Origin of the sequence: Cytobacillus kochii (assembly GCF_044790165.1) — a bacterium.
Classification (GTDB): Bacteria; Bacillota; Bacilli; order Bacillales; family Cytobacillaceae; genus Cytobacillus; species Cytobacillus kochii.
This window is the reverse complement of record NZ_CP085254.1, coordinates 2946513-2970374: the sequence shown is the minus strand read 5'-3', so window position 1 is coordinate 2970374 and position 23862 is coordinate 2946513. Positions and strand designations below refer to the sequence as shown.

General features: G+C 35.8%; 25 protein-coding genes. 23 read left to right on the top strand and 2 right to left on the bottom strand.

The genetic code is table 11. The annotated features are described in order from the left end of the window. The first annotated feature begins 161 nt into the window (after positions 1-161). From LG276_RS15175 to LG276_RS15135, 9 genes are all read left to right on the top strand, one after another. Complete coding sequence (locus LG276_RS15175) at positions 162-1217, top strand: helix-turn-helix domain-containing protein (RefSeq protein ID WP_224936090.1); 1056 nt, start codon at positions 162-164, stop codon at positions 1215-1217. Then, complete coding sequence (locus LG276_RS15170; RefSeq protein WP_224936091.1) at positions 1217-2719, top strand: ATP-dependent DNA helicase RecQ; 1503 nt, start codon at positions 1217-1219, stop codon at positions 2717-2719. The genes LG276_RS15175 and LG276_RS15170 overlap by 1 nt, the downstream gene beginning before the upstream one ends. After that, the gene (locus LG276_RS15165) at positions 2709-3299 is read left to right on the top strand and encodes a CPBP family intramembrane glutamic endopeptidase (protein ID WP_224936092.1); all 591 of its coding nucleotides are present in this window, start codon (positions 2709-2711) and stop codon (positions 3297-3299) included. The genes LG276_RS15170 and LG276_RS15165 overlap by 11 nt, the downstream gene beginning before the upstream one ends. Continuing rightward, positions 3296-4021 carry a LysM peptidoglycan-binding domain-containing protein gene (locus LG276_RS15160; protein ID WP_224936093.1) on the top strand — a complete coding sequence of 242 codons (726 nt, stop codon included), beginning with the start codon at positions 3296-3298 and terminating at the stop codon, positions 4019-4021. Before LG276_RS15165 ends, LG276_RS15160 begins: the two co-directional genes overlap by 4 nt. Before the next feature lie 62 nt (positions 4022-4083). Then, positions 4084-4542 (top strand): YpbF family protein, encoded by a 459-nt coding sequence (locus LG276_RS15155; protein ID WP_095372729.1) that lies wholly within the window; start codon positions 4084-4086, stop codon positions 4540-4542. Positions 4543-4834: 292 nt separating this feature from the next. Beyond that, positions 4835-5656 carry a metallophosphoesterase gene (locus tag LG276_RS15150; RefSeq protein ID WP_251161935.1) on the top strand — a complete coding sequence of 274 codons (822 nt, stop codon included), beginning with the start codon at positions 4835-4837 and terminating at the stop codon, positions 5654-5656. A gap of 35 nt (positions 5657-5691) precedes the next feature. Continuing rightward, complete coding sequence (locus tag LG276_RS15145; protein ID WP_251161934.1) at positions 5692-6270, top strand: adaptor protein MecA; 579 nt, start codon at positions 5692-5694, stop codon at positions 6268-6270. Between the two features lie 366 nt (positions 6271-6636). Beyond that, positions 6637-7914 (top strand): Glu/Leu/Phe/Val dehydrogenase, encoded by a 1278-nt coding sequence (locus LG276_RS15140; protein WP_224936212.1) that lies wholly within the window; start codon positions 6637-6639, stop codon positions 7912-7914. A gap of 120 nt (positions 7915-8034) precedes the next feature. Continuing rightward, positions 8035-9003, top strand: coding sequence for a YpdA family putative bacillithiol disulfide reductase (locus LG276_RS15135; protein ID WP_251161933.1), 969 nt, complete (start codon positions 8035-8037; stop codon positions 9001-9003). Positions 9004-9273: 270 nt separating this feature from the next. Here the strand turns inward: LG276_RS15135 and LG276_RS15130 are convergent, their stop codons facing one another. Next, positions 9274-10197, bottom strand: a complete 924-nt coding sequence (locus tag LG276_RS15130; protein WP_233435385.1) for an asparaginase — start codon at positions 10195-10197, stop codon at positions 9274-9276. 150 nt (positions 10198-10347) lie between these two features. Between LG276_RS15130 and prsW the strand changes: the two genes are divergently transcribed. The 9 genes from prsW to fni all read left to right on the top strand — a co-directional run bounded on the left by prsW (position 10348) and on the right by fni (position 18711). Next, positions 10348-11034 (top strand): glutamic-type intramembrane protease PrsW, encoded by a 687-nt coding sequence (gene prsW, locus LG276_RS15125; RefSeq protein ID WP_095372734.1) that lies wholly within the window; start codon positions 10348-10350, stop codon positions 11032-11034. 517 nt (positions 11035-11551) lie between these two features. Continuing rightward, positions 11552-12328, top strand: a complete 777-nt coding sequence (gene sleB, locus LG276_RS15120; RefSeq protein WP_373370920.1) for a spore cortex-lytic enzyme — start codon at positions 11552-11554, stop codon at positions 12326-12328. 13 nt (positions 12329-12341) lie between these two features. After that, complete coding sequence (gene ypeB / locus LG276_RS15115) at positions 12342-13691, top strand: germination protein YpeB (RefSeq protein WP_251161932.1); 1350 nt, start codon at positions 12342-12344, stop codon at positions 13689-13691. A gap of 229 nt (positions 13692-13920) precedes the next feature. Continuing rightward, positions 13921-14574 carry a flagellar brake protein gene (locus tag LG276_RS15110; RefSeq protein ID WP_251161931.1) on the top strand — a complete coding sequence of 218 codons (654 nt, stop codon included), beginning with the start codon at positions 13921-13923 and terminating at the stop codon, positions 14572-14574. A 56-nt stretch (positions 14575-14630) separates the two neighbouring features. After that, complete coding sequence (locus tag LG276_RS15105; protein ID WP_251161930.1) at positions 14631-14816, top strand: DUF5359 family protein; 186 nt, start codon at positions 14631-14633, stop codon at positions 14814-14816. 255 nt (positions 14817-15071) lie between these two features. Next, on the top strand, positions 15072-15743 hold the full coding sequence (gene cmk / locus LG276_RS15100; RefSeq protein ID WP_224937417.1) for a (d)CMP kinase: 672 nt from the start codon (positions 15072-15074) through the stop codon (positions 15741-15743). A 1-nt stretch (position 15744) separates the two neighbouring features. After that, positions 15745-16326 carry a 1-acyl-sn-glycerol-3-phosphate acyltransferase gene (locus LG276_RS15095; protein ID WP_251161929.1) on the top strand — a complete coding sequence of 194 codons (582 nt, stop codon included), beginning with the start codon at positions 15745-15747 and terminating at the stop codon, positions 16324-16326. 173 nt (positions 16327-16499) lie between these two features. Beyond that, positions 16500-17636 carry a 30S ribosomal protein S1 gene (gene rpsA / locus LG276_RS15090; protein ID WP_404292265.1) on the top strand — a complete coding sequence of 379 codons (1137 nt, stop codon included), beginning with the start codon at positions 16500-16502 and terminating at the stop codon, positions 17634-17636. 13 nt (positions 17637-17649) lie between these two features. Continuing rightward, positions 17650-18711: a type 2 isopentenyl-diphosphate Delta-isomerase gene (gene fni, locus LG276_RS15085; RefSeq protein ID WP_251161928.1), complete on the top strand. Its 1062-nt coding sequence runs from the start codon at positions 17650-17652 to the stop codon at positions 18709-18711. A 230-nt stretch (positions 18712-18941) separates the two neighbouring features. Here fni and LG276_RS15080 read toward each other — a convergent pair whose 3' ends face one another. After that, the gene (locus tag LG276_RS15080; protein WP_224937421.1) at positions 18942-19079 is read right to left on the bottom strand and encodes a YpzI family protein; all 138 of its coding nucleotides are present in this window, start codon (positions 19077-19079) and stop codon (positions 18942-18944) included. A 106-nt stretch (positions 19080-19185) separates the two neighbouring features. On the opposite strand from LG276_RS15080, the gene LG276_RS15075 reads away from it, so the two are divergent. The 5 genes from LG276_RS15075 (at position 19186) to LG276_RS15055 (ending at position 23629) form a co-directional block, all read left to right on the top strand. Then, positions 19186-19797: a hypothetical protein gene (locus LG276_RS15075; RefSeq protein WP_224937422.1), complete on the top strand. Its 612-nt coding sequence runs from the start codon at positions 19186-19188 to the stop codon at positions 19795-19797. Further along, positions 19790-20668 carry a YIEGIA family protein gene (locus tag LG276_RS15070; protein WP_095372745.1) on the top strand — a complete coding sequence of 293 codons (879 nt, stop codon included), beginning with the start codon at positions 19790-19792 and terminating at the stop codon, positions 20666-20668. The genes LG276_RS15075 and LG276_RS15070 overlap by 8 nt, the downstream gene beginning before the upstream one ends. Positions 20669-20683: 15 nt before the next feature. Further along, a complete protein-coding gene (locus tag LG276_RS15065) occupies positions 20684-20869 on the top strand; it encodes a capping complex subunit for YIEGIA (RefSeq protein ID WP_224937423.1) in 186 nt (61 codons plus the stop codon). A gap of 156 nt (positions 20870-21025) precedes the next feature. Continuing rightward, positions 21026-22336, top strand: a complete 1311-nt coding sequence (gene der, locus LG276_RS15060; RefSeq protein WP_095372747.1) for a ribosome biogenesis GTPase Der — start codon at positions 21026-21028, stop codon at positions 22334-22336. 243 nt (positions 22337-22579) lie between these two features. Continuing rightward, positions 22580-23629, top strand: a complete 1050-nt coding sequence (locus LG276_RS15055; protein ID WP_251161927.1) for an NAD(P)H-dependent glycerol-3-phosphate dehydrogenase — start codon at positions 22580-22582, stop codon at positions 23627-23629. The last annotated feature ends 233 nt before the right edge of the window (positions 23630-23862 follow it).

Here is a 23862-nt window from a genome sequence, read left to right as displayed (position 1 = left end):
TTCATGATGAAAAATTGACTGATATTATCACGTATATAACGGTTTCATGATACAATAAAATTCAACAAAAAAAATTAAAATAATGTCGAAAAAGTCTGCAAATTCACCACGGAAATGCTATTCTAAAAACTAATTAGTCAATGAATAAAGGGGAGAGAAATGTGAGCGTTATTCAGAAATTGGTCTTATTTTGTCTAAAATCAATTGAGAATCAGAGAACTGCTTATGCCATTTTACATTTGCTTAATGGCAAAAAGTCTTCTCAAACAATACAAGATGCTCATTTATTTCACTTGAAGCGATACTTTCATGTGTTACCCCATTTGGCAAGAGAGGAATTTAATCAAATATTAGATGATCTTTTAGAGGAGAATTATGTCACTTGTCTTGGTGAGGGGTCTTATCGAATGACGGAAAAAGGGGATATGTATCTCCAAGAGTATGATGAACCAATCATACCTAGATATCTCAATGGCTGGTCATATAACCGGATGGACAAACTTTTTTGGGAGCGCCTTTCTCTTATGGTTCAAGTAATTTCTAACCTAGTCGCATATAACGGGAGGTATCTCCCTATTCAAAATAATAAACCTCATCTTGATTGGTTAAAAAACTTTATTCAAAGGAATAGAATCAATCGTCATGAGTTGGCAACACAACTGTTTAAGGAGTTACAACATATTTTAACGAATAAAAAAATTGACCCCCTTATTCTCATTCTAAGGTTAACAGGAAGTAATCGAATTGGCTTAACACAACAGCAGGCAGCCGAACAGTTGCAAATGTCAGTGTTAACCTATCAGTTACACTTTATAAATGTGATTCACATGATATTAACTGAAGTAAAAGAAAATAACACCTCTTATCCTTTACTCGAGCAAATATTAGAGACAGAAGAGAAAAATGAGTGGTTACAGCTAACACAATCAACAAGAAAAACAGCTATCTATTTAAATCAAGGATACGATATTGAGGATATTATTAAAATAAGAAAATTAAAACAAGGAACAATTGAAGATCATATTGTGGAATTGGCCATTGTTGATTCGTCATTTAATATAGATATATATGTTCCACCAGAAGTACAAAGAAACATTATAAAAACTTCAACGAACGGAATAAAGCAGTTAAAATATATCCGTCAATTAGTTCCCGAAGCAAGCTATTTTCAGATACGGCTTGTACTAGCTAAACAAAAAAGTGCGGTGAGCGTATAATGAAACAATTACTGAGAGAAAAATTTGGTTATACGTCTTTTAGAGATGGACAAGAAGAAACAATAAAAGCGGTAGTGGCCGGTAAGCATACGTTAGCCATGCTCCCTACTGGTTCTGGGAAGTCTTTATGTTATCAACTTCCAACATTTATGCTCCCAGGCACAACTTTAATTATTTCTCCACTTCTTTCCTTAATGCAGGATCAGGTAGACCAATTACTATTGATTGGGGAAAAACGAGCAATCGCATTTAATTCTTTTTTAAATTATCAAAAAAAAATGTATGCACTTAAAAACTTGCACCAGTATAAGTTTATTTTTACTTCACCTGAAATGCTGCAATCAAAATTGTTCATGGAGAAATTAAGTGAGCTTAATATTACATTACTTGTTGTCGATGAAGCGCATTGTATTTCTCAATGGGGACATGATTTCCGACCGGACTATTTAGCTATTGGCTCTGTAATGAAAGAGTTAGGGCATCCGCCTATATTGGCGTTAACGGCTACGGCAACTGATAAGGTGAAACAGGATATTAAAAAATCTTTAAACATGCAAAACAGTATGGATATTCTATATTCAGTTGACCGACCAAATATCTCATTACATGTTGAGAAAGTAGAAAGTTATCAAGAGAAAATAGATGTGTTAATTAAGAAGATAAGAGCCTTACACGGTCCAGGTATTATTTATTTTTCTAGTAAAAAAACGGCAGAAGTTTGCGCACAATCATTAAAAGAGAATGGCATAAAAAGAGTGAGCATCTATCATGGCGGATTGAATCATGAAGAAAGAATACTTATTCAGCAACAATACATTCATAACCAACTCGATGTGATATGTGCAACAAGTGCATTTGGCATGGGGATTAATAAAGAAAATATCCGTTATGTTATTCATTTTCATATGCCTATGAATATGGAATCTTATTTACAGGAAATTGGTAGAGCTGGGAGAGATGGCAAACCTAGTCTTGCTTTACTGTTATATGCACCTTTTGATGAACAGCTGCCGATGCAGTTGGTAGAATCAGAACTAATTAATGATAGTCAAATGGAAAATTTAAAACGTTTTTTTTTAACAGATTCCCTAAGGTGGTGGGAGTTAGAAAAATACGAAGAGGATATTACAGTAATTGCCAACCTTAGCGAAACATCTATGCGAATATTAAAGGATTTTCATCGTCATGCTATCCTTGATTATAAGGAGGCGACCTCCTTAGATGAACTAAAGGTGATTATGAACAAACAATTCCAGCTTAAATTAGAAGCCATTCAGACTGTTTATCAATATATTCATAGTTCCACATGTAGACGAGAAAAAATCTTACACTATTTTGGTGAACTGCCGACAATAAATATAGGAGACTGCTGCGATCATTGTAATGGTAGCAACTACCCTGATCTGCAAACTGAAGAGCTGGAGATAATACCCTTATATGAAAATTGGGAAGAGATTTTAAAAGACATTTTATTAAGTGAGACATCCAAAAATGAAGAGTAAATATGAAGAAACCATTCGTTTGTTATCTGATAAAGAATTAAGATTTCATTTATATTTAACACAATTGTTATTACTTTTCATTGCATTGGTTATTGGCCTATTTCTCTTTCATTCATGGGATTCTTTTTTTGCGCTATTCCAATGGGATGGACCATCTATTGCGATTGGTATAATATCAGGATTAGTCATTGTTATGCTTGATATAATAGGGATGCGGGTCCTACCTCCCTCCTATTATAATGATGGTGGGGTAAATATAAGGATATTCAGCTCACTATCACCGGCCCATATCGTAGTAATTACGTTAATTATTGCCTTTAGTGAGGAAGTGTTATTTAGAGGTGTGCTGCAAACTCATTTTGGGTTGATAGTGACTAGTTTAATCTTTGCTCTTGTCCATTATCGTTATTTATTTCAATGGTTTTTATTTATAAATGTCGTTTTATTAAGTTTCTTCATTGGTTGGATATATGATTTAACAGGTAATTTGTTAGCGACAATTATTATGCATTTTATTATTGATTGTTTATTGGGGTTATATATATATAAAAGTCAAAGAGCAGGAAGGGAAGATAGATGAATAGAGAGGCATCATATCGGGAGAAGGCAAAGAGAGATCGCCAAAGATTACAAAAAGTAAATGTAAGTGAAGAGTTGGCAATGGCGGAAATCAGCAGTACAAAAGAAAAACAAACATTGGATAAAAAGTTGGACTACCCACTCATTCGTTTACTTGCAGCATTTTTTATTATGGTACCAATAGTGGCTTTGTCTGTTTATTATCTTGTTCCTATGCTAGCTGATCAGTCTTCAACATCAGCAGAAAAAGAAGATTTTGAAACGGTTGGTATATCAAATAACAGTAATAATGGGTCATCACAAAATGTTGCAGCTGCCCCTGATGATAAGGAAGAAGAGAAGGAAGAACAAGAAAAGGAGAAAGCAGCTGAAGAGGCAAAATTAAAAGAACAAGAAGAAGCTGAACGAAAAAAACAAGAGGAAGAAGAGAAGATAGCAAAAGAAGAAGCAGCCAAAAAAGAAAAGGAAGAGGCTGAAAAGAAAGCACGGGAAGAAGCTGCACAAAAAGAGAAGGAATTAGCAGAACAAAAGGCGAAAGAAGAGGAAGCAAAAAAACAAGCAACAAAAGTTGTTCAGCATACGGTTCAATCACAAGAAACAATGTATAGAATTGCTATGAATTATTATAAGTCACCCGATGGGATTGCTAAAATTAAGGCTGCTAATAATTTGCCATCTGAGGAAATTTACGTTGGCCAAGTATTAAGGATTCCCCTCGACTAGTCATGAATCTACTCCACCAATCATATAATGTGGGCAAGCATAGCTATGATTGGGGGGAGTTTATGGAAACAGCAATTAATCAACTAGATGAAAGAACAGACCAAGCAACGAGACAAATGCTTCAAAAAGTAGTTGAAAGAAAAGCGAAATATGATCATTTGAAAGAGTGGCATTTGGTTATTATGTGGCTAGTTGTATTTCTATCATTTGCTTATGTTATTTTTGTGTATTATCAATTTTATTTACCTTATTCCTATTCATTTGCTTCTGTTTTTTCTGTTTATATTAATCACCCATTCAATTTATACAGTATGGTAACGTTAATTGGCTTTTATGGATATATGGTTCTGTTACAACAGAAGCGTGATAAAGCGGAAAAAGAATATCATGCACTTAGATGCGAGATTATCGATAAGAGTAAGGACTTGTGGAAAAAAGAGGATGAGTGGAAAAACAGACATCATGTCTTTAATATGATGAAGAAAAATTATGATATTAATCTGTTTCATGAGAACAAATAATCAAAGTTAGGGAATAAAGACATTTAAGTCTATTTCATACGAATGAAGAGAATGAGGAACTGCTCCTAAAACCTACCCCAGTTTGTGACTGTATGACATGAATCATGTGAAAATCTAAGAACTTCTTACAGAACACAAACGGTGATTCAAGGCATCAGTGACAATCGGGCAAGTTCACATGAAATATAAGAGTTGTAGAAACAAAATAAATGATATTTAGGTTGTTCGCTTATAGAGCATCCTTTTTTTATTGACTAACTTAAATTTTAGTACATATAGATGAGGTGGAGTCATGTATATTATTTTAGCAGGTGCATTACTGTTTATTATCGTTGGTGTCGTCGTTTATATGTATAAGGAAGCACATAAAGATACAATTGAAGTGAGAAAGGTTGCAATACAAGGTGTACCAGATAGTCTTGCAGGGTTGAACATTTTTTTCATTTCTGATATCCATCGTAGAGAGCTATCAGGAAAGTTGATTCAAGCTGTTAAAGATAGAAAGGTGGATATCGTATGTATTGGCGGAGATTTAACAGAAAAGGGAGTACCTTTGGCAAGGACGAAACGGAATATAGAAAACCTTGTTTCTATTGCTCCGACTTATTTTGTATGGGGGAATAATGATTATGAAGTGGATTTTCATGAGTTAGATGCATTGCTATTAGATCTCGGAGTGAAAATTCTTGATAATTCAGCAGTCAGTTTTGAAGGCTCAGATGGTAAACGTATCGTGTTGCTTGGAACAGATGATTTTAGTAGAGAAAGAGACCAGATTGATCTTGCAATTGAGGATGCTGGGAATGGCTGTCGTATTCTCATGAGCCATGATCCTGGTATTGTTGACTATTTATTACCAGAATATCAAATCTCGTTTATGATGTCAGGACATACCCATGGTGGGCAAATCCGTATCTTAAACTGGGGACCTTATGAAAAAGGTGGGATGAAACATAAGAACGGTATACCTTATTTTGTAAGTAATGGTTATGGGACAACAGCCTTGCCTTTAAGGCTAGGCGCACCTGCACAAACACATATCCTTTCTTTATATCCAAGTTTAGAAGGAAATGTTAAGGACGACTCACCAACTAAAGTATATACCATACACTAATCACAAGAGTCGGTTCTGGGCAGGGGGCAGGAGAAATGCAATTGGAGCGTTTGAATGATAATAAAATTAAAATTTTGCTTACTTTAGATGATTTGTTTGAGAGAGGCTTGTCAAAGGAAGATATTTGGAAGGACTCTTTAAAATGGCATCAGCTTTTTCAAGATATGCTTGAGGAAGCAAGTGAAGAATTTGACCTTGATATATATGGCACAATCAGTATCGAGATTTTTTCAATGCAAATACAAGGAATGGTTATGATTGTAACGATACAAGAAGAAGTAGAAGAAGAATGGCTTAAGGATGGAATCATTGATTTTCAAGTAGATGTAGACAAACAAGACTATATTTTATATGAATTTGATGATTTTGAGAATATTATTTCATTAAGTCACCGGAAAATATGGAAAGAAGAAGTGGTAAATTCTTTATATGTGTATAACGGACTTTATTATGTATTGATTGAATGCAATAGAAAACAAACGGAAGAAAAACTGATTTCAATTTTAGCTGAATATGGTACCGTTTCTTTTGTGAGTTTATATATTATTAAAGAATACGGAAAAGAATTAATTAGGGACCATGCATTAGAAAAGATCGAACATTATTTTAAATAATGATATTACATTCAAGCAAATAGGATTTAAGTGATCCTATTTGTTTGAATATTCAGGTGCCTTGATGTTTATCGTATTAGTTCTTTGGGAATAGGATGTAATATGGAGCCTATCGCTGAAATGAATTCAACCTAACTCGATAAATACACATGTGTATTTTATGAATGAAATCAGCTATTAAAGGCAAAATAAAATAGATGTAAATATTTTAGAAAATAAGGAAAATACGCAATATTATAGCTTTGGTAGCGTTTACATAAAAATAAGAAAAAATTGCTTTTTCTCCTTGCATAAATAGAGTAAAGGTGTATACTATGTCTTGAAAGCGGACAACTAAAGAATGTGAATTTTTCTAGGAGGTTTCAAATAGTGGCCGATAAAGGTACTGATCATACGAATCAAGAAGATAAAATGGATGTTTTGAAGTCAACTCAAATCGTAATCCACAAAGCGTTGGAGAAACTTGGATATCCAGAAGAGGTTTTTGAACTGTTGAAAGAGCCAATGCGTTTATTAACAGTGAAAATTCCTGTTAGGATGGATGATGGGACGGTGAAAATTTTTACTGGTTACCGTGCTCAGCATAATGATTCAGTCGGTCCTACAAAAGGGGGAATTCGTTTTCACCCTAATGTAACAGAAAAAGAAGTGAAGGCACTATCTATATGGATGAGCTTAAAATGCGGAATAGTCGATCTACCATATGGCGGAGGTAAAGGCGGTATTGTTTGTGATCCAAGGGATATGTCTTTCCGTGAGCTTGAGAGATTAAGTAGAGGGTATGTTAGAGCGATTAGCCAAATTGTTGGTCCTACAAAAGATATTCCAGCTCCAGATGTATTTACAAATTCACAAATTATGGCCTGGATGATGGATGAATATAGTAGAATGGATGAATTTAATTCCCCAGGATTTATTACTGGTAAACCACTTGTACTTGGTGGTTCTCATGGTAGGGAATCAGCAACAGCTAAAGGGGTAACGATCTGTATTCATGAAGCAGTCAAGAAAAAGGGTATTAATTTAAAAGGTGCTCGCGTGGTTGTACAAGGTTTTGGTAATGCAGGTAGCTTCTTAGCGAAGTTTATGCATGATGAAGGCGCAAAAGTCGTGGGTATTTCTGATGCATACGGTGCGCTTCATGACCCTAATGGTTTAGATATTGATTATTTACTTGATCGCCGTGATAGTTTTGGAACTGTAACAAAGTTATTTAATGAGACGATTTCAAATAAAGAGCTACTCGAGCTCGATTGTGACGTATTGGTTCCTGCAGCAATTGAAAATCAAATTACTGAGGAAAACGCACATAATATTAAAGCAAGTATAGTAGTAGAGGCAGCGAATGGCCCAACAACATTAGAAGCGACGCAAATATTAACAGAAAGAGATATTCTTCTTGTGCCTGATGTGCTTGCATCATCCGGTGGTGTAACAGTTTCTTATTTTGAATGGGTACAAAATAACCAAGGCTACTACTGGTCTGAAGAAGAAGTAGAAGAAAAATTAGAAAAAATACTAGTGAAATCATTCAATAATATTTATGAAACCGCTCAAACACGTAGAGTAGATATGCGCTTAGCTGCGTATATGGTTGGTGTACGTAAAATGGCTGAAGCATCAAGATTTAGAGGTTGGATTTAATTTTCACAATTTCTTACATTTGAAAGAAGGTAAAAAATCTCCTATTATATACATTAGGAGATTTTTTTCAATTCTACATATATAAAATATCATACGGGTCAGTCCAAGAGGTGAATCATCATGAATAAAAAAGATGCGATTGTGGTTGGTGGTGGACCATGTGGATTAGCCGCAGCCATTTGTTTAAAAGAGTTAGGGAAAGATGTTTTAGTCATTGAGAAGGGCAACATTGTTAATGCCATTTATCGTTACCCGACTCATCAAACTTTCTTTAGTTCCAGTCAAAAATTAGAAATTGGTAATATACCGTTTGTAACGGTTGAACATAAACCCAATAGAAATCAAGCACTTACCTATTATAGAGAAGTGGTCAAACGAAAAGCAATCAATGTCAATGCATATGAAAAGGTTGAAAGCATCACAAAGAAAAAAGATAATGATTTCTCTGTGCAAACGGACAAAGCGGAGTACCAATCATCTTATGTTATTGTTGCAACTGGGTATTATGATCAACCAAACTATATGGGGATCCCTGGTGAAGATTTAGATAAAGTCTTTCATTACTTTAAAGAAGCCCACCCGTTTTTTAATAAAGATGTTGTTGTTATTGGTGGGAAAAACTCCAGTGTTGATGCGGCCATTGAATTAGAAAAGGCTGGGGCAAATGTGACGGTTCTCTATCGGGGCGAGGAATATTCAAAAAGCGTTAAGCCGTGGATTTTACCGCAGTTTGATTCACTTGTTCGTCATGAGAATATTCAAATGGAATTTAATGCAAATGTTCAGGAAATAAGAGAAACTTCTGTTGTCTATGAGAAAGAGGGGCAAATCAAGGAAATCGCGAATGATTTTGTCTTTGCCATGACTGGTTATCATCCAGATCATCCATTTTTACAATCAATAGGCATTAAAAAAGACGAAAAAACTGGAAAACCTGAGCATCATCCTGAAACAATGGAGACCAATGTAGAAGGTATATATATTGCTGGCGTGATTGCAGCGGGTAATAATGCCAATGAAATATTTATCGAGAATGGTAGGCATCATGGAGAAATCATTGCCAACGCGATAAAAGAGAAAGAACAATAAACAAACAAATTCAGACGAGAATATGAGCTTAAGTAAACCCGAACTTTATGCAAAACACTTTTCAATGGTGCTTTGCTTTGTTCGGGTTTTCAAATGATATGGCATCACTTGTCAATACCATTAGCCTTTTGTAAAGGCTGATTTCTCCATATGTTGAAATTTTGTCGCTTACTATCATTAAGATCTTCACAACTGCCAAAGGAGTTAGCAATCAACTCAGTACACTTTCCATCTAATAGATGCAATAAAGAAATTCAGTAAATCATACTTTTATAGTTGAAACATTTCTTCAAGTTTTTCGAAAGGCATCCTACTTTCCAAAGCGATTAATAGTTTAATACGAGCTTTTTGCCCATTTAATCCATTAGAAAAAATGAGGCCAAGCTCTTTTAATTCTTTGCCCCCTCCAGGATAACCATAAACATCTTGGGCAATGCCATTAAAGCATCTTGATACGATAATAATAGGAATCTTTCTAGCAAGTAAATCTTTTATACCAGGAAGCATGGCTGGAGGAAGGTTTCCTTGCCCAAGCGCTTCAATCACCAATCCATCGCATGTAGTTTGTGCAATGGCTCCTAATAGGGTAGAGTCCATGCCGGCATGAGCTTTAATGAGCATCACTTGTTTATCAGCTTGTTCGATTTCGAAATGTGCATGTTGAACAGGGAGGTGATGAAAAAGTACACCCCTTTTTGTGACTATACCTATGGGTCCATATTGAGGACTTTGAAAGGTCGAGACGTTGCTAGTATGTGTCTTTGTCACATTTTCAGCTGTGTGAATCTCATCATTCAGCACTACTAAAACGCCCTTTCCATCCGCTTCATCACAAATGGCTACACGAATAGAAGAAATCAGATTATATAATCCATCTGAGCCAATTTCATTACTAGAGCGCATAGCCCCAGTCACAACAATCGGCAAAGAACCCTTTACTGTTAAGTCAAGAAAATAAGCGGTTTCTTCCAATGTATCAGTACCATGTGTAATGACAACACCAGATACCTTATCCTTGTAAGAATGAATTAAGTTTCGTAATATAAGCATTTCTTTTTGCGTAATATGGGGAGAAGGTAATTGAAATGGTTCTTCGACGATCAAGTGCGCAAGCTCATTTAACTCTTTTGTTTGTCTTGTTAATGGGTTTTCTTCATTTGTTAATACTGCACCTGTTTCAACATCCTCACTCATTGAAATGGTCCCACCTGTATGAATTAGGAGTATTTTCTTTTTATCCAACTTGGTACCTCCAATTAATATGTAATTATTTTGGTAAATTTATTTTCAATCTTACCTATACATGATACGATTAAAGAAAAGCTTTGAAAAGAGGAACAGCCCATGCTGGGATTAATATCTGCTGCCATTGCTCCTGGCTTGGCATTATTAAGTTACTTTTATTTAAAAGATCAATATGAGACTGAGCCCTTTTCGATGGTTTTTAGAACCTTTTTATTTGGGGCACTTCTTGTGTTTCCCATAATGTTTATCCAATATGTATTTGAAGTAGAACAAGTGTTTACTTCTCATTTTGTTTCTGCTTTTCTTTCTTCTAGTATGCTTGAGGAATTTTTTAAGTGGTTTATCCTACTTATTATTATTTACCCCCATGTGCACTTTGATGAACCGTATGACGGCATTGTTTATGGCGCAGCAGTATCACTTGGGTTTGCAACATTGGAGAATATCTTTTATTTATTGACACTTGGTATAGAGCATGCGCTAGGTCGTGCGTTATTCCCGGTTTCTAGTCATGCTCTTTTTGGTGTAATTATGGGCTATTATTTAGGAAAAGGAAAGTTTTCGAAAAAATCTAGAGGGAAATGGCTATGCCTATCTCTAGCAACTCCTTTTCTTTTGCATGGAACATATGATTATATTTTATTAACATTAGAAAATTGGTTGCTGTTTATTGTTCCATTTATGATCTTTCTTTGGTGGATGGGGCTAAAAAAAGCCAAACAAGCGAGAATACTAAGTGCTAAATATAATCAATCATTAGAAGATACAAGAACAAATTATGGTTAACATAGGTTAAAAAGAGGCTATGAGTAATGAGTTTCAGATAAAGTAAGAAGGTGGATTTGAGTACACTCAAATCCGCCTTCTTTTCTTTTTGTCAAATCACCAAGCTTCCTACGGCTGACGGATACCTTCTAAAGGAAAATAAGTAATCAGAACATTTAACATAGAAGTTGAATTTTATAAAAATCGTTAAATCTCAAGCGTACTAGCCTCTATTTGATGACCACCCTGTAAATGCTATATTTATCCAAATGATTTTCTCATTGAATTTGTATAAAAAGCCAATTGGAACAAAAAATAGATGTATTGTTAGCTTCCTCGCTGATTAGTAAACGTGAAAAAAGATGAGATCGAGGATTAACTGTTACAGCCATCATTTTTTGCCTGCAAAACGCCATATTAGGTTACCTGATTGTTTAACAGATGAAAAGATGTATTTTTGGAGGTTAGTACGATGAAACAACTATTGATGTTTACTAAAGTGATGCTAATACTACTGCTTATAGCGACGACTATTCCAATGGCTGAATTGGATAAGTCGGCAAATGCTTTTTCGAATCAAGTGATTAGACAAGGAGCGATAGGCGATGATGTCATTGAGCTACAAGCAAGATTGCAATATTTAGGATTCTATAATGGTAAAATCGATGGGGTCTTCGGATGGGGCACATATTGGGCATTACGTAATTTCCAATATGAATTTGGCTTGGATATAGATGGGCTTGCTGGTTCTGGTACGAAGGAAAAGTTGGTGAGTGCGTCAAATTATGATAAGCAATATGTGAAGAATCAAATTAATCAAGGGAATTCATTTACACATTATGGCGGCACGGATTTAAGTCAACAAGCACCTGCTAATAATAGTGGATCAAATCAAAATGATGGTAATGCATCAAGTGGTAATTCCGGTGGTACAACTTCAGCAAATGTTCCTAGTGGATTCTCGGAAAACGACATACAAATGATGGCAAATGCGGTATACGGTGAGGCGCGTGGCGAACCTTATATAGGGCAGGTAGCGGTAGCGGCAGTAATATTGAACAGAGTAGAAAGTGCGTCTTTTCCAGATACGGTTTATGGTGTGATCTTTGAACCAAGAGCATTTACGGCGGTTGCAGATGGGCAAATTTGGCTAACACCTAATGAAACAGCGAGGGAAGCAGTGATAGATGCTATTAATGGCTGGGATCCGAGTGGAGATGCCCTTTATTACTTTAATCCAGATACTGCAACAAGTCCATGGATTTGGACAAGGCCACAAATTAAAAAAATTGGACAACATATTTTCTGTAAATAAGGAGTGAAGTCACGTGTTAAAAGGAATACTCATAACTGTTCTTTCAGTTGGTGTTATCGGAACTGCTGTCTGGGGTTATCAAGAACATCGTGAGAAAAATGCGATATTAATTAACGCAGAAAACAATTATCAACGTGCATTTCATGAACTCACTTATGAAATCGATGTATTACATGATAAAATCGGATCTACATTGGCAATGAATTCTAGAAGTTCACTGTCTCCTGCGCTTGCGGATGTTTGGAGAATTACCTCTCAAGCACATTCAGATGTAGGTCAACTGCCACTATCCCTTTTACCATTTAATAAGACGGAAGAATTTTTAGCACAAATTGGTGAGTTTAGTTATAAGGCAGCGATTAGAGACTTGGATAAAGACCCATTGACTGATGAAGAATATCAGTCTTTACAAGGGTTATATAAGCAGGCAGCAGATATTCAATCAGAATTACGGAATGTGCAACATATGGTCGTCAAAAATGACTTACGTTGGATGGATGTAGAAACAGCGCTTGCTACAAATAATGAAGCAGCCGATAATACAATTATAGACGGCTTTCAAACCGTCGAAAAAACAGTTGAGGGATACGATGAAACGGATTTAGGTCCCGCATTTGTAAATATGCAAAAGAAAGATGAGAACTATCAATACTTAGAAGGAAAAGAAATATCTAAAAAAGAAGCTGTATCAGAAGCGAAGAAATATGCGCAATCCCCTGATGATGTTAAAGCAACCGTGGCAGAAAATGGCGAAGGATCGGATTATGGATTTTTTAGTGTATCACTAAGGTCTCCTAAAGAAAGTATAGAAACCAATTTAGATATTACTAAAAAGGGCGGTTATCCTATTTGGCTTATCACAGCAAGAGATGTAAAACAACAAAAAATTAGTCTGGAAGATGCCCATCAATCAGCAGTGAAATTTTTAAAAGATAATGAATTTGAAGATCTTGATCTATTTGAAAGTGTGCAATATGATCAAATGGGCGTGTTTACATTTGTGTCTAAACAGGACGATGTAAGAATTTACCCAGATTCAATTAAGATGAAAGTAGCATTAGATAATGGGCAAATTTTAGGGTTTTCAGCAGAGGATTATTTGAAATCCCATCATAAGCGAGATATTCCTCAAGCTGTGTTAGCAAAAGAGGAAGCAAGAGAAAAAATCAATAGTCAGCTTAAAATTATGGATGACCGTTTAGCGATTATATTGAATGATAGTAATGAAGAAGTACTTTGTTATGAATTTACTGGGACATTAGGTGAAGACACGTATCGCATCTATATTAATAGTGAAAATGGAAGAGAAGAAAAAGTAGAAAAATTGCAAAATGCAGAACCGATTTATGAAGATGTGGTATAAGGCAAATAAGGACCCGAAAAGGGTTCTTTTTGTTTTTTTTATGGAAATCATTGGCTAAATAAAGACATGAAGATGAAATATAAACGCAGAAAAAAATTAGGACTAAATAGAGTAATGCGATTATACCATGATGTTAATAAATCTCATCTCATTCAAATAAAAATATAGTTCTTTTGTAACAGTTAAGTGATAAAATAAGGAAAAGTAGAAAAGATTAGGAGGGAATACATTGTCACCAGGTGATCAATTGTATATAGAACATTATCTATCAAGTGAGGGCAAGTACATATCTAGAATTGCTGAAATTAAAGAGGATATAATACATATTCATTATCCCGTTTGTTTACAAACGAATCGGAAAATGTACTTAGTAGATGGAAGAAGAATTAAGTGTGTTGCTTACAATGCAAATGGGAAAATGTTTTTCTTCTCTGGAAGAGTGGTCGGTCGAATGATGCAGTCAACACCATTATTGAAAATTGCTTATGCAAAAGAATTTACTCATGAGAAGGAACAAATGAGGGAGTATGTTAGAGTTGATTTCAATGAATCTGTTGAAATTCAACCCGTAGGTGAAGGGATGTCTCACTCTATTATAGGGATAAGTAGAAATATAAGTGCAGGGGGAATAGCTGTAGTTGTTAATCATTTCACCTATTTGTATAAACCATCGCCCTATTTATTGCGTTTTACACTTGTGATAGAAGGTAAAAAGCGTTCCTTTGTTTTAGCGTCAGAATATGTAAGGAAAGAGGCATTAGCAGATGGGCGTCTCGTTATATCATTTAGATTTCCACAAATAAATGCAGAAGATAGACAAGCAATGATGAGGTTTTGCTTCGAACAACAGTTACTTCATATGAAGAAAAGTAAACAATCTTAAGCAGAACAGCATAAAATCTCTTTTGTGTCTCCATAATGATTAATGGGGGTGGAAGGGTGAAAGTATTCGAACGTACACTCATACTATTAATCATTTTTCATCTTGGGTTGTTACTATTATTTCAAACCGTTTTTCATCATTTACATCTATTTCCGGATTTTAATGAAGTGACAAGATATGAAGGAGTGAATCATCATTTAGAATATAATGATGAGGAAGTATTTTACTTAAATAGGCCTTAACTTGATTTTATGATGAAAGTCAGGCCAACAGAAACAATAGCTTTACAGACCTTTTGGATTGTTCTTCCTGAGAACATCCTTTTTTAGTGTTTCTCTTATTTTTTTAAAACGACCATATTATTTTAATTAATAAAAAGACTCCTTATTAGAAGAGGGGATTATTAATGACACATAATCATTACAACTAATTAAGTGAATTTATGATAGAATATAAAACGTAAAGAATATATTTGTATAGGTATTTCAGGAGGGTTTATGAATAAAATATCAATTGCCATAGATGGACCTGCAGCAGCGGGGAAAAGTACAGTTGCTAAAATCATAGCTGAGAAGCTTCATTATATTTATATAGATACAGGGGCGATGTATCGCGCGTTAACATTTAAAGCGTTGCAGTCAGAAATAGATATAAATGATGAAGAATCATTAATTCATTTGTTAAAAGAGACAGACATTGTCTTAAATCCTGGAGAATCTGGCCAACGTATTCTTTTAGATGGGTTAGATGTTTCTACGGAAATTAGAACAGCTGAAGTAACTAATTCAGTGTCTACGGTTTCTAAACATAAGCAGGTAAGAGAAGAAATGGTTGCCCGTCAACAACGCTTCGGTCAAGAAGGTGGTGTAGTGATGGATGGCCGTGATATTGGTACACATGTTTTACCTGATGCAGAAGTAAAAGTGTTTCTTTTAGCATCAGTGGATGAACGAGCAGCTCGACGCCACGCTGAAAACTTAGAAAAGGGTTTTCCTTCAGATTTAGCTCTTTTAAAAGAGGAAATTGCTAATAGAGATAAGTTAGATTCGGAAAGGGAAGTTGCACCACTCAAAAAAGCTGAGGATGCAGTGGAATTGGATACAACATCACTAAGCATTCACGAAGTTGTTGATAGAATTATGAAGTTGGTTGAGGAAAGGATTCAATAATATGAGTGTATATACATTTGCACGCTCTTTAGTATACGGCTTATTAAAGCCCGTTTATCGCATGGATGTGAAAGGTAGGGAGAATGTCCCAGCAGAAGGTGGCGTCCTTTTATGTTGCAATCATATTGATAACCTGGATCCGCCAATTGTAGGGATTACAGCGCCACGAGACATTCACTTTATGGCAAAAGAAGAGTTGTTTAACGTGCCAGTTTTAGGGAAGTTATTACCACATCTGAATGCTTTTTCTGTAAAAAGAGGAATGAGTGATCGTGAAGCATTGAGAAATGGGTTAAAGGTTCTTAAAGAAGGGCATGTTTTAGGTTTATTTCCAGAAGGGACGAGGAGTAAAACGGGAGAAGTTGGTAAAGGTCTTGCTGGTGCAGGGTTCTTTGCTCTTCGTTCTGATGTTGCTGTCGTACCTTGTGCCATCATTGGCCCGTATAAACCTTTTAAGAAATTAAAAGTTGTCTACGGAAAGCCTATCCCAATGGATGAAATCCGGGCAAACAAAGTCAACGCAGAAGAAACAACGGATATCATTATGAATGAAATTAAAAAATTAATCGAACAGAATCGCTAAACCTTCTTACTTGACAAAAGGTGCTATTTGTAAGAAGTTTATAAAAAGGCATTTTATATTTCAGGATCAAAGTGGTTTTACAACTCTAGTTTATTTAGTGCAATTTACACTTTGTAAGATTGCATTTTATAAGTGGAAAATGAAATTAGCCATTGGATTAAGGAGGAATACATATGTCAGAAGAAATGAATGAAATTGAAGTAGCAAATTTTGAAGTTGGCGATAAAGTAAATGGTAAAGTGACAAAAGTAGAAGAGAAGCAAGTGATTGTCGATATCGAAAATAGCAAATTAGATGGTATTATTCCAATTAGTGAACTATCAAGTCTTCATGTAGAAACAGCTAGCGATGCTGTTGCAGAAGGTGATGAACTACAATTAGAAGTGTTAAAAGTAGAAGAAGAAGCGCTCGTGCTATCTAAGCGCAAAGTAGATGCTGAAAAGTCTTGGGAACAGCTAGAACAAAAATTTAATGACGGTGAAGTTTTTGATGCTGAAATCAAAGATGTTGTTAAAGGTGGATTAGTCGTAGACCTTGGAGTTCGCGGATTTGTACCAGCTTCTTTAGTTGAAGCACATTTTGTTGAAGATTTCTCAGATTATAAAGGTCAAACATTAGCTTTTAAAATTGTTGAGTTAGATAAAGATAAAAATCGTTTAATTCTTTCTCATCGTGTAGTTGTTGAAGAGGAACAAGGAAAGCAAAAGAAAGAATTACTTGGTTCGCTTGAAGCTGGAAGCGTGATTGATGGAACTGTACAACGTATTACAGATTTCGGTGCTTTTGTTGATATCGGTGGTGTTGATGGTTTAGTCCATATTTCACAACTTTCTTATGAGCATGTTGCTAAGCCTTCAGATGTTGTTACAGAAGGTCAATCTGTCAAAGTAAAAGTACTAAGTGTAGATAAGGATAATGAACGAATTTCACTATCTATTAAAGATACTTTGCCTGGTCCATGGGATGGTATTGCTGAAAAAGCCCCTAAAGGTAGTGTGTTAGAAGGCACAGTGAAAAGACTTGTATCTTATGGTGCTTTTGTAGAAGTATTCCCTGGAGTGGAAGGACTTGTTCATATTTCTCAAATCGCACATAAACATATTGCCACACCGCACGAAGTATTAAAAGAAGGTCAAGCAGTGCAAGTGAAAGTCCTTGATGTGAATGAGAACGATGAAAGACTTTCTCTAAGCATTAAAGATCTTGTTGAAAAAGAAGAAGAAACAATTGATTATGAACTGCCTGAAGAGTCTAAAGGGTTCCAATTAGGTGAAATGATTGGTGAACAGTTAAAGAAATTAAATAAATAATGGTGGTAGTATAGTGACGAGAGCAAAGAGAAAATGGGATCATATTCAATATGCGCTAACAACTGGTCAAACGAATAACGCTGGATTTGATTGTGTTTCTTTTGTACATCAAAGCTTACCTAACACATCTCTCTCAAAGATTCATTTGGGAACGAAAATAGGCGAACTACAACTCAGTTCGCCTATTTTTATCAATGCAATGACCGGTGGCGGTGGTGCAAAGACACTTGAAATTAATCGCCTGCTCGCGCGGGTGGCTAAAGAGACAGGGGTAGGGATGGCAGTAGGCTCGCAGATGGCAGCAATAAAAAATTCAGAAGAACGCTTTTCGTATGAAATTGTAAGGAAAGAAAATCCAGATGGACTAATATTTGCCAATTTGGGTAGCGAAGCCACGGTAAATCAAGCCAAAGATGCTGTAGAGATGATACAAGCAGATGCATTACAAATTCATGTAAATGTCGTCCAAGAGCTAACGATGCCAGAGGGAGATCGTGATTTTTCGCATGCCCTCATGCGTATCGAGAAGATTGTAAATCACTTAGATGTACCAATTATCGTTAAAGAAGTAGGATTCGGTATGAGTCGTGAAGCAGTAGAAAAGCTAAAAGGTGTTGGCGTTAATATTGTGGATGTTGGTGGTTATGGTGGCACTAATTTCTCTAAAATTGAAAACGAACGAAGAGAGAGGGTACTGTCGTTCTTTGATGGATGGGGGATTCCGACTGCTACTTCCATTGTTGAAGCACAATCACATAGTGATATAACGATACTTGCATCTGGTGGAATTCAGACGAGTATGGATATTGCAAAAGCTATTGCGCTTGGTGCTAACGGTGTAGGAATGGCAGGGTATTTCTTGAAGATCTTAGTGGATTCTGGTTATGAAGCAGTAGTAAAAGAAGTGACTTCCCTTCATGAAGAATTAAAAATAATTATGACAGCTATAGGTGCAAGCAATCTTAACGAATTACAACTTGCCCCCCTTATTTTTAAGGGAGAAGTGCTTGAGTGGCTGCAACAGCGACAAATGGATACACATACATACAGTTCAAGAATGATTCATTCAAAATAATGTTTAAAAAAAGAGGCTACTTACAAAAGTAGTCTCTTTTTTTACGTTAAAAGTCTTTTGATTTTTAAACTATATCATTAATCAAAGTCATAAAAAAGAAGAGCGCGACTTTGTTGACTGAATACAAAACAAAAGTCGCGCTAATACCCGAAAAGGACAAAAATACTTAAAGTAAAACAGTTAAATAAAGAGTATTCGCGTTACTAAGAGGTTTACACAATTCTTTTAAGTTATTCATTATTATTTAATTTGCGTGCATTTTCTGGACTTTGCATTGATGTTGCCCCGTCGTATTGAATACTTTGGTCACGATCTGATTCTACTCTCTTACTGCTTTTTAGTTTTTTTTCCTGACGATCTTTTCCCATATCTACACCTCCTAATTATTAAGATAAGAAATCAGACATTTTTTATTCAAATAGATTAAACTACATATTTTCTACCCATAATGGGAATAGTAGGAGGTGTATTTATTTGGAAGGTCTTTTCTTTTATTGGATTGCTTGGTCGCTTTGGATTATTGTCACATTTTTCGTAAGTAAGGCAAATACATACCGTTATTTAGCGTCATTCGCACTATTATTGCTTATTATCATTACGCCTTATCATTTTTCAATTGGAACGACAGAAATTGGTGTGAGTTTCTTTCTTCTCTACATTGCCGCTAGTTTTCTCTTTGTAAAATCGCAATGTGGTCATCCTCTCTATTTGGTTACATGTATGCTCATTGTCTCATTTGCTTACTGTGCTTTTCTCTGCTTTGAGATGTTTGATCCAATTTGGGTTGTTTTTAACCGTGACTGGATGTTAGCCGGTATGTTAGCGTGTTTAGTCATACTTCTTCATAAGCAAGCGTTAAGCCGTATTTGTATATTAATATTTGCTGCATTAAACGGGGAGGTAATATTTGCCCTTATTATTCAAAAGTATGGCTTTCCTTTCCAAATTGGATCTTTTGGCTTTCTTGATGTCCTAAGTATGGCATTTGTAGTTGTTTCTGGATGGAATATGATTGAATATTTGGCTGCTTACCTAGAAAGAAACTTAAACCCATTAGTAAAGGAGAAGCAAAATTATCATGAATGAATATATCTATCCAGTTGTTTTAGGTGTAATTGTTGGCACATTAACAAGGATTTATATGTTAAGAACAGATTATCGACAGTACCCAACCTATCTACATGGGAAGATTATTCATATTGCTTTAGGTTTTATCGCTGCTGGATTAGGCAGTGTTGCCATCCCGTCAATCATGGAGGAGGATTTTACTGCAATTACCTTCTTAACCGTTGCTGCTTCACAGTTCCGTGAGGTTAGAAATATGGAAAGAAATACGTTAACTGAGTTAGATAGTTATGAGATGGTTCCCCGAGGTAGGACTTATATAGAAGGAATTGCTATTGCCTTTGAAAGCAGGAATTATTTAGTCATGTTTACATCTCTTATTACTACATTATTTTACCTCTTATTTAATCTTTGGGTAGCAATTATCGCTGCTGCTATTGCCGTCGTGTTATCAAAAGTAATGATGAGTGGTGGTAAGTTATCAGATATCGTGGAAATCAAATATGTAAAGCCGCATTTCGACGGAGCCGGATTATATGTTGATAACATTTATATTATGAACATTGGACTTCCGGAAAGACAAGAAGAAATTTTAAAGTATGGGATGGGTTTTATTCTGGTTCCGAAAAATTTTAATGTAAATACGACCATTGCAAATTTAGGGCAAAGACAAGCGATATTACATGATGTTTCAACGGCTCTAGGGGTCGTTACGGATTCCGGTGCCCCAGCACTTGTGCCATTAGCTAAACGGGATTTAGATGATGGGCGGGTAGGGGTATTCATTCTTCCTCAGGAAAGAACAGTTGAAAAAGCAATTAAAGTAATTGGTGGTGTACCAACTCTGGAAAATGCAATAAAAATGCCAAAAGAAATGCATGTACCGAAATAAAGGGAGGGACAAATGATGGAAATCAATAAATTTGTACTTGCAGTTATTACAACAAACCCAAAGAAAGTCCCTAGTGGTGCAGCCGTGTTTCATTGTGAGGATAAAAGAGAAATGGAAGTGATTGCTACAAATTTAGAAGCTATTTTAGACGGAATCGCTCATATGCTGACTGAAGAAATGTACGTGATTGTCCGCCATTAAATAATGAATATGCAGCTTCTCCTTGTAAGGAAGGTGGCTGTTTGGTAATATATTATAGTTGAACCCTTCATTAGTTGAAGGGTTTCTTTTAAATCAAATTTGCTTACATTAAATTAATATAAGCAAGTATTTTAATGAAATTGAGGGGTGATGTTCGTGACAAAACCAGTACTGGCAATTGTCGGACGTCCAAACGTAGGAAAATCTACTATTTTTAACAGAATTGTTGGTGAACGAATTTCAATCGTTGAAGATATTCCTGGCGTTACAAGAGATCGCATTTATAGTTCTGCAGAATGGTTAACTCATGACTTTAATATTATTGATACAGGTGGCATAGATATTGGGGACGAGCCCTTTTTAGAACAAATTCGTCAACAAGCTGAAATCGCTATCGACGAGGCTGATGTGATCGTTTTCTTAGTAAACGGTCGTGAAGGTGTGACATCTGCGGATGAAGAAGTAGCGAAAATTTTGTATAAAGCAAAAAAGCCTGTTGTTCTTGGAGTCAATAAAATTGATAATCCAGAAATGAGACAAATGATTTATGACTTTTATTCCCTAGGCTTTGGTGAACCGTTTCCAATCTCAGGATCACATGGTTTAGGTTTGGGTGATTTATTAGATGAGGCAGCTAAGAGCTTCCCTAATCATGAAGAAAATCAATACGATGATGATGTCATAAAGTTCTCGCTTATAGGCCGTCCAAATGTAGGGAAATCATCTTTAGTAAATGCTATTCTAGGAGAAGATCGCGTCATTGTTTCTAATGTAGCAGGAACGACAAGAGATGCGATTGACTCACAGCTTAAGTATAATGGTGATGAGTATGTCATTATAGATACAGCGGGTATGCGGAAAAAAGGTAAAGTGTACGAAACGACTGAGAAATATAGTGTGTTACGTGCTTTAAGAGCCATAGAACGTTCTGACGTTGTTCTCATTGTACTAGATGGAGAAGAAGGTATCATTGAACAAGATAAGCGAATTGCAGGCTATGCACATGAAGCTGGTAGGGCTGTCATCATTGTTGTGAATAAATGGGATGCTGTTGAAAAAGATGAGAAAACAATGAAGAAGTTCGAACAAAATATTAGGGATCATTTCCAATTCCTTGATTACGCACCGATTGTTTTTCTATCAGCATTGACAAAGAAAAGAATTCATACATTGATTCCAATGGTGAACATTGCTAGTGAAAATCATATGATGCGCGTGGAAACAAATGTTTTAAATGATGTTATAATGGATGCAGTGGCAATGAACCCAACACCAACAGATAAGGGAAGAAGACTGCGAATATATTATGCTACCCAAGTAGCAATCAAACCGCCGACCTTCGTCGTATTTGTTAATGATCCTGAGCTTCTACACTTCTCTTATGAAAGATTTCTTGAAAACAGAATTAGAGATGCTTTTGGATTTGAAGGGACGCCAATTAAAATTATTGCAAGAGAGCGAAAATAAACTATTCACTATTAGCATAGTAAAAGCGGACAGCTGTACGATTTGATGTCTCATCATTTCATAATAGCTGTCCCTTACATAATGATGTTTCTAGCTTTATGGGACCAGCGGCTCTTTAGTATATGCCAATTAATAAAGGTAAAAAAACGACTATTCTTCCGCTGTACTAACGTTTTTCTCAGATTGGCGGTTCCTTTCCTTCTTTTAAATAGGCGAAATGAATTGAAATGAGGTGAATGCAAGATGAGTCAAAAAGAAAAAATAGCTGTTATTGGTGCCGGAAGTTGGGGTACAGCCCTTGCGATGGTGCTGGCAGATAATGACCATGAAGTGCGTTTATGGGGTCACAAGGAAAAACAAATCAAAGAAATTAATGAAAACCATACAAACGAGGCATATTTACCTGCGATTTCTTTACCAAAAAATATCGTAGGTTATACAAAGCTTGATCAAGTATTAGAAGGTATCGAAACAATCATTTTAGCTGTACCTACGAAAGCGATTAGAGAAGTTTTACAGAGCATAGCTGAAGTGAGAAAAGAACCACTGACCATCGTACATGTGAGTAAAGGGATTGAACCAGATACTTCAAAAAGAATTTCCGAAATGATTGAAGAAGTGACACCTAAAGCCCTTTTAAAAGATGTGGTTGTTCTATCAGGGCCTAGTCATGCAGAAGAAGTGAGTTTGCGTCACCCGACAACTGTAGCTGTCTCCTCTAAAAATATGAAGGCAGCTGAAAAAGTCCAAGATTTATTTATTAACCAAAACTTTAGAGTATACACTAATCCGGATATTGTTGGCGTTGAAATTGGTGGCGCATTAAAAAACATTATTGCATTAGCAGCCGGCATTTCAGATGGACTTGGTTATGGAGATAATGCTAAAGCAGCGCTAGTAACTAGAGGATTAGCAGAAATCACCAGACTAGGTGTAAAAATGGGCGCAAGTCCGCTAACTTTCTCAGGTCTAGCTGGCATAGGTGATTTAATTGTGACTTGTACAAGTACTCATTCGAGAAACTGGCGTGCAGGGAATCTTCTAGGCAAAGGCAAAAACTTAGATGAAGTATTAGAAAATATGGGTATGGTTGTTGAAGGTGTTCGAACAACAAGGGCAGCCTATCAATTAGCAGAGAAATACGATGTGCAAATGCCCATAACTTCTGTTCTATATGACATTTTATTTAATGATATCGATGCTAAAGATGGAGTTGACCGTCTAATGGCGCGTACAAAAACAAATGAAATGGAAGATATTGCGGATATTTTTATGGCGCAAAATCAAGATTAACTAATAATTTGGTGCTGTTTATAAAAATATAGGCATATGAGGAGACGGGCGGCTTATCCTTTGCATACAATGCCTTTGAAGCAAACTGGTAAAATGAACAGGGTGAATAGGGTATTTTAGTCATTTGCCGAGGATAAGGGAGCCCCTTCTTATTCCTCGGTTATTTTTTATATTTTGACTTGCTATGTTACCATTCATATAAATGGAGAATAAGAAGTCAAAGAGGTGATTCC

Bases quoted from the DNA above. Each gene is read 5' to 3' on its own strand.
- LG276_RS15170 (WP_224936091.1), top strand. From the start codon at position 1,217: ATGAAACAATTACTGAGAGAAAAATTTGGTTATACGTCTTTTAGAGAT.
- LG276_RS15165 (WP_224936092.1), top strand. From the start codon at position 2,709: ATGAAGAGTAAATATGAAGAAACCATTCGTTTGTTATCTGATAAAGAA.
- LG276_RS15160 (WP_224936093.1), top strand. From the start codon at position 3,296: ATGAATAGAGAGGCATCATATCGGGAGAAGGCAAAGAGAGATCGCCAA.
- LG276_RS15155 (WP_095372729.1), top strand. From the start codon at position 4,084: ATGGAAACAGCAATTAATCAACTAGATGAAAGAACAGACCAAGCAACG.
- LG276_RS15150 (WP_251161935.1), top strand. From the start codon at position 4,835: ATGTATATTATTTTAGCAGGTGCATTACTGTTTATTATCGTTGGTGTC.
- LG276_RS15145 (WP_251161934.1), top strand. From the start codon at position 5,692: ATGCAATTGGAGCGTTTGAATGATAATAAAATTAAAATTTTGCTTACT.
- LG276_RS15135 (WP_251161933.1), top strand. From the start codon at position 8,035: ATGAATAAAAAAGATGCGATTGTGGTTGGTGGTGGACCATGTGGATTA.
- LG276_RS15130 (WP_233435385.1), bottom strand. From the start codon at position 10,197: ATGAGTGAGGATGTTGAAACAGGTGCAGTATTAACAAATGAAGAAAAC.
- prsW (WP_095372734.1), top strand. From the start codon at position 10,348: ATGCTGGGATTAATATCTGCTGCCATTGCTCCTGGCTTGGCATTATTA.
- sleB (WP_373370920.1), top strand. From the start codon at position 11,552: ATGGCTGAATTGGATAAGTCGGCAAATGCTTTTTCGAATCAAGTGATT.
- cmk (WP_224937417.1), top strand. From the start codon at position 15,072: ATGAATAAAATATCAATTGCCATAGATGGACCTGCAGCAGCGGGGAAA.
- LG276_RS15095 (WP_251161929.1), top strand. From the start codon at position 15,745: ATGAGTGTATATACATTTGCACGCTCTTTAGTATACGGCTTATTAAAG.
- rpsA (WP_404292265.1), top strand. From the start codon at position 16,500: ATGTCAGAAGAAATGAATGAAATTGAAGTAGCAAATTTTGAAGTTGGC.
- LG276_RS15080 (WP_224937421.1), bottom strand. From the start codon at position 19,079: ATGGGAAAAGATCGTCAGGAAAAAAAACTAAAAAGCAGTAAGAGAGTA.
- LG276_RS15070 (WP_095372745.1), top strand. From the start codon at position 19,790: ATGAATGAATATATCTATCCAGTTGTTTTAGGTGTAATTGTTGGCACA.
- LG276_RS15065 (WP_224937423.1), top strand. From the start codon at position 20,684: ATGGAAATCAATAAATTTGTACTTGCAGTTATTACAACAAACCCAAAG.
- LG276_RS15055 (WP_251161927.1), top strand. From the start codon at position 22,580: ATGAGTCAAAAAGAAAAAATAGCTGTTATTGGTGCCGGAAGTTGGGGT.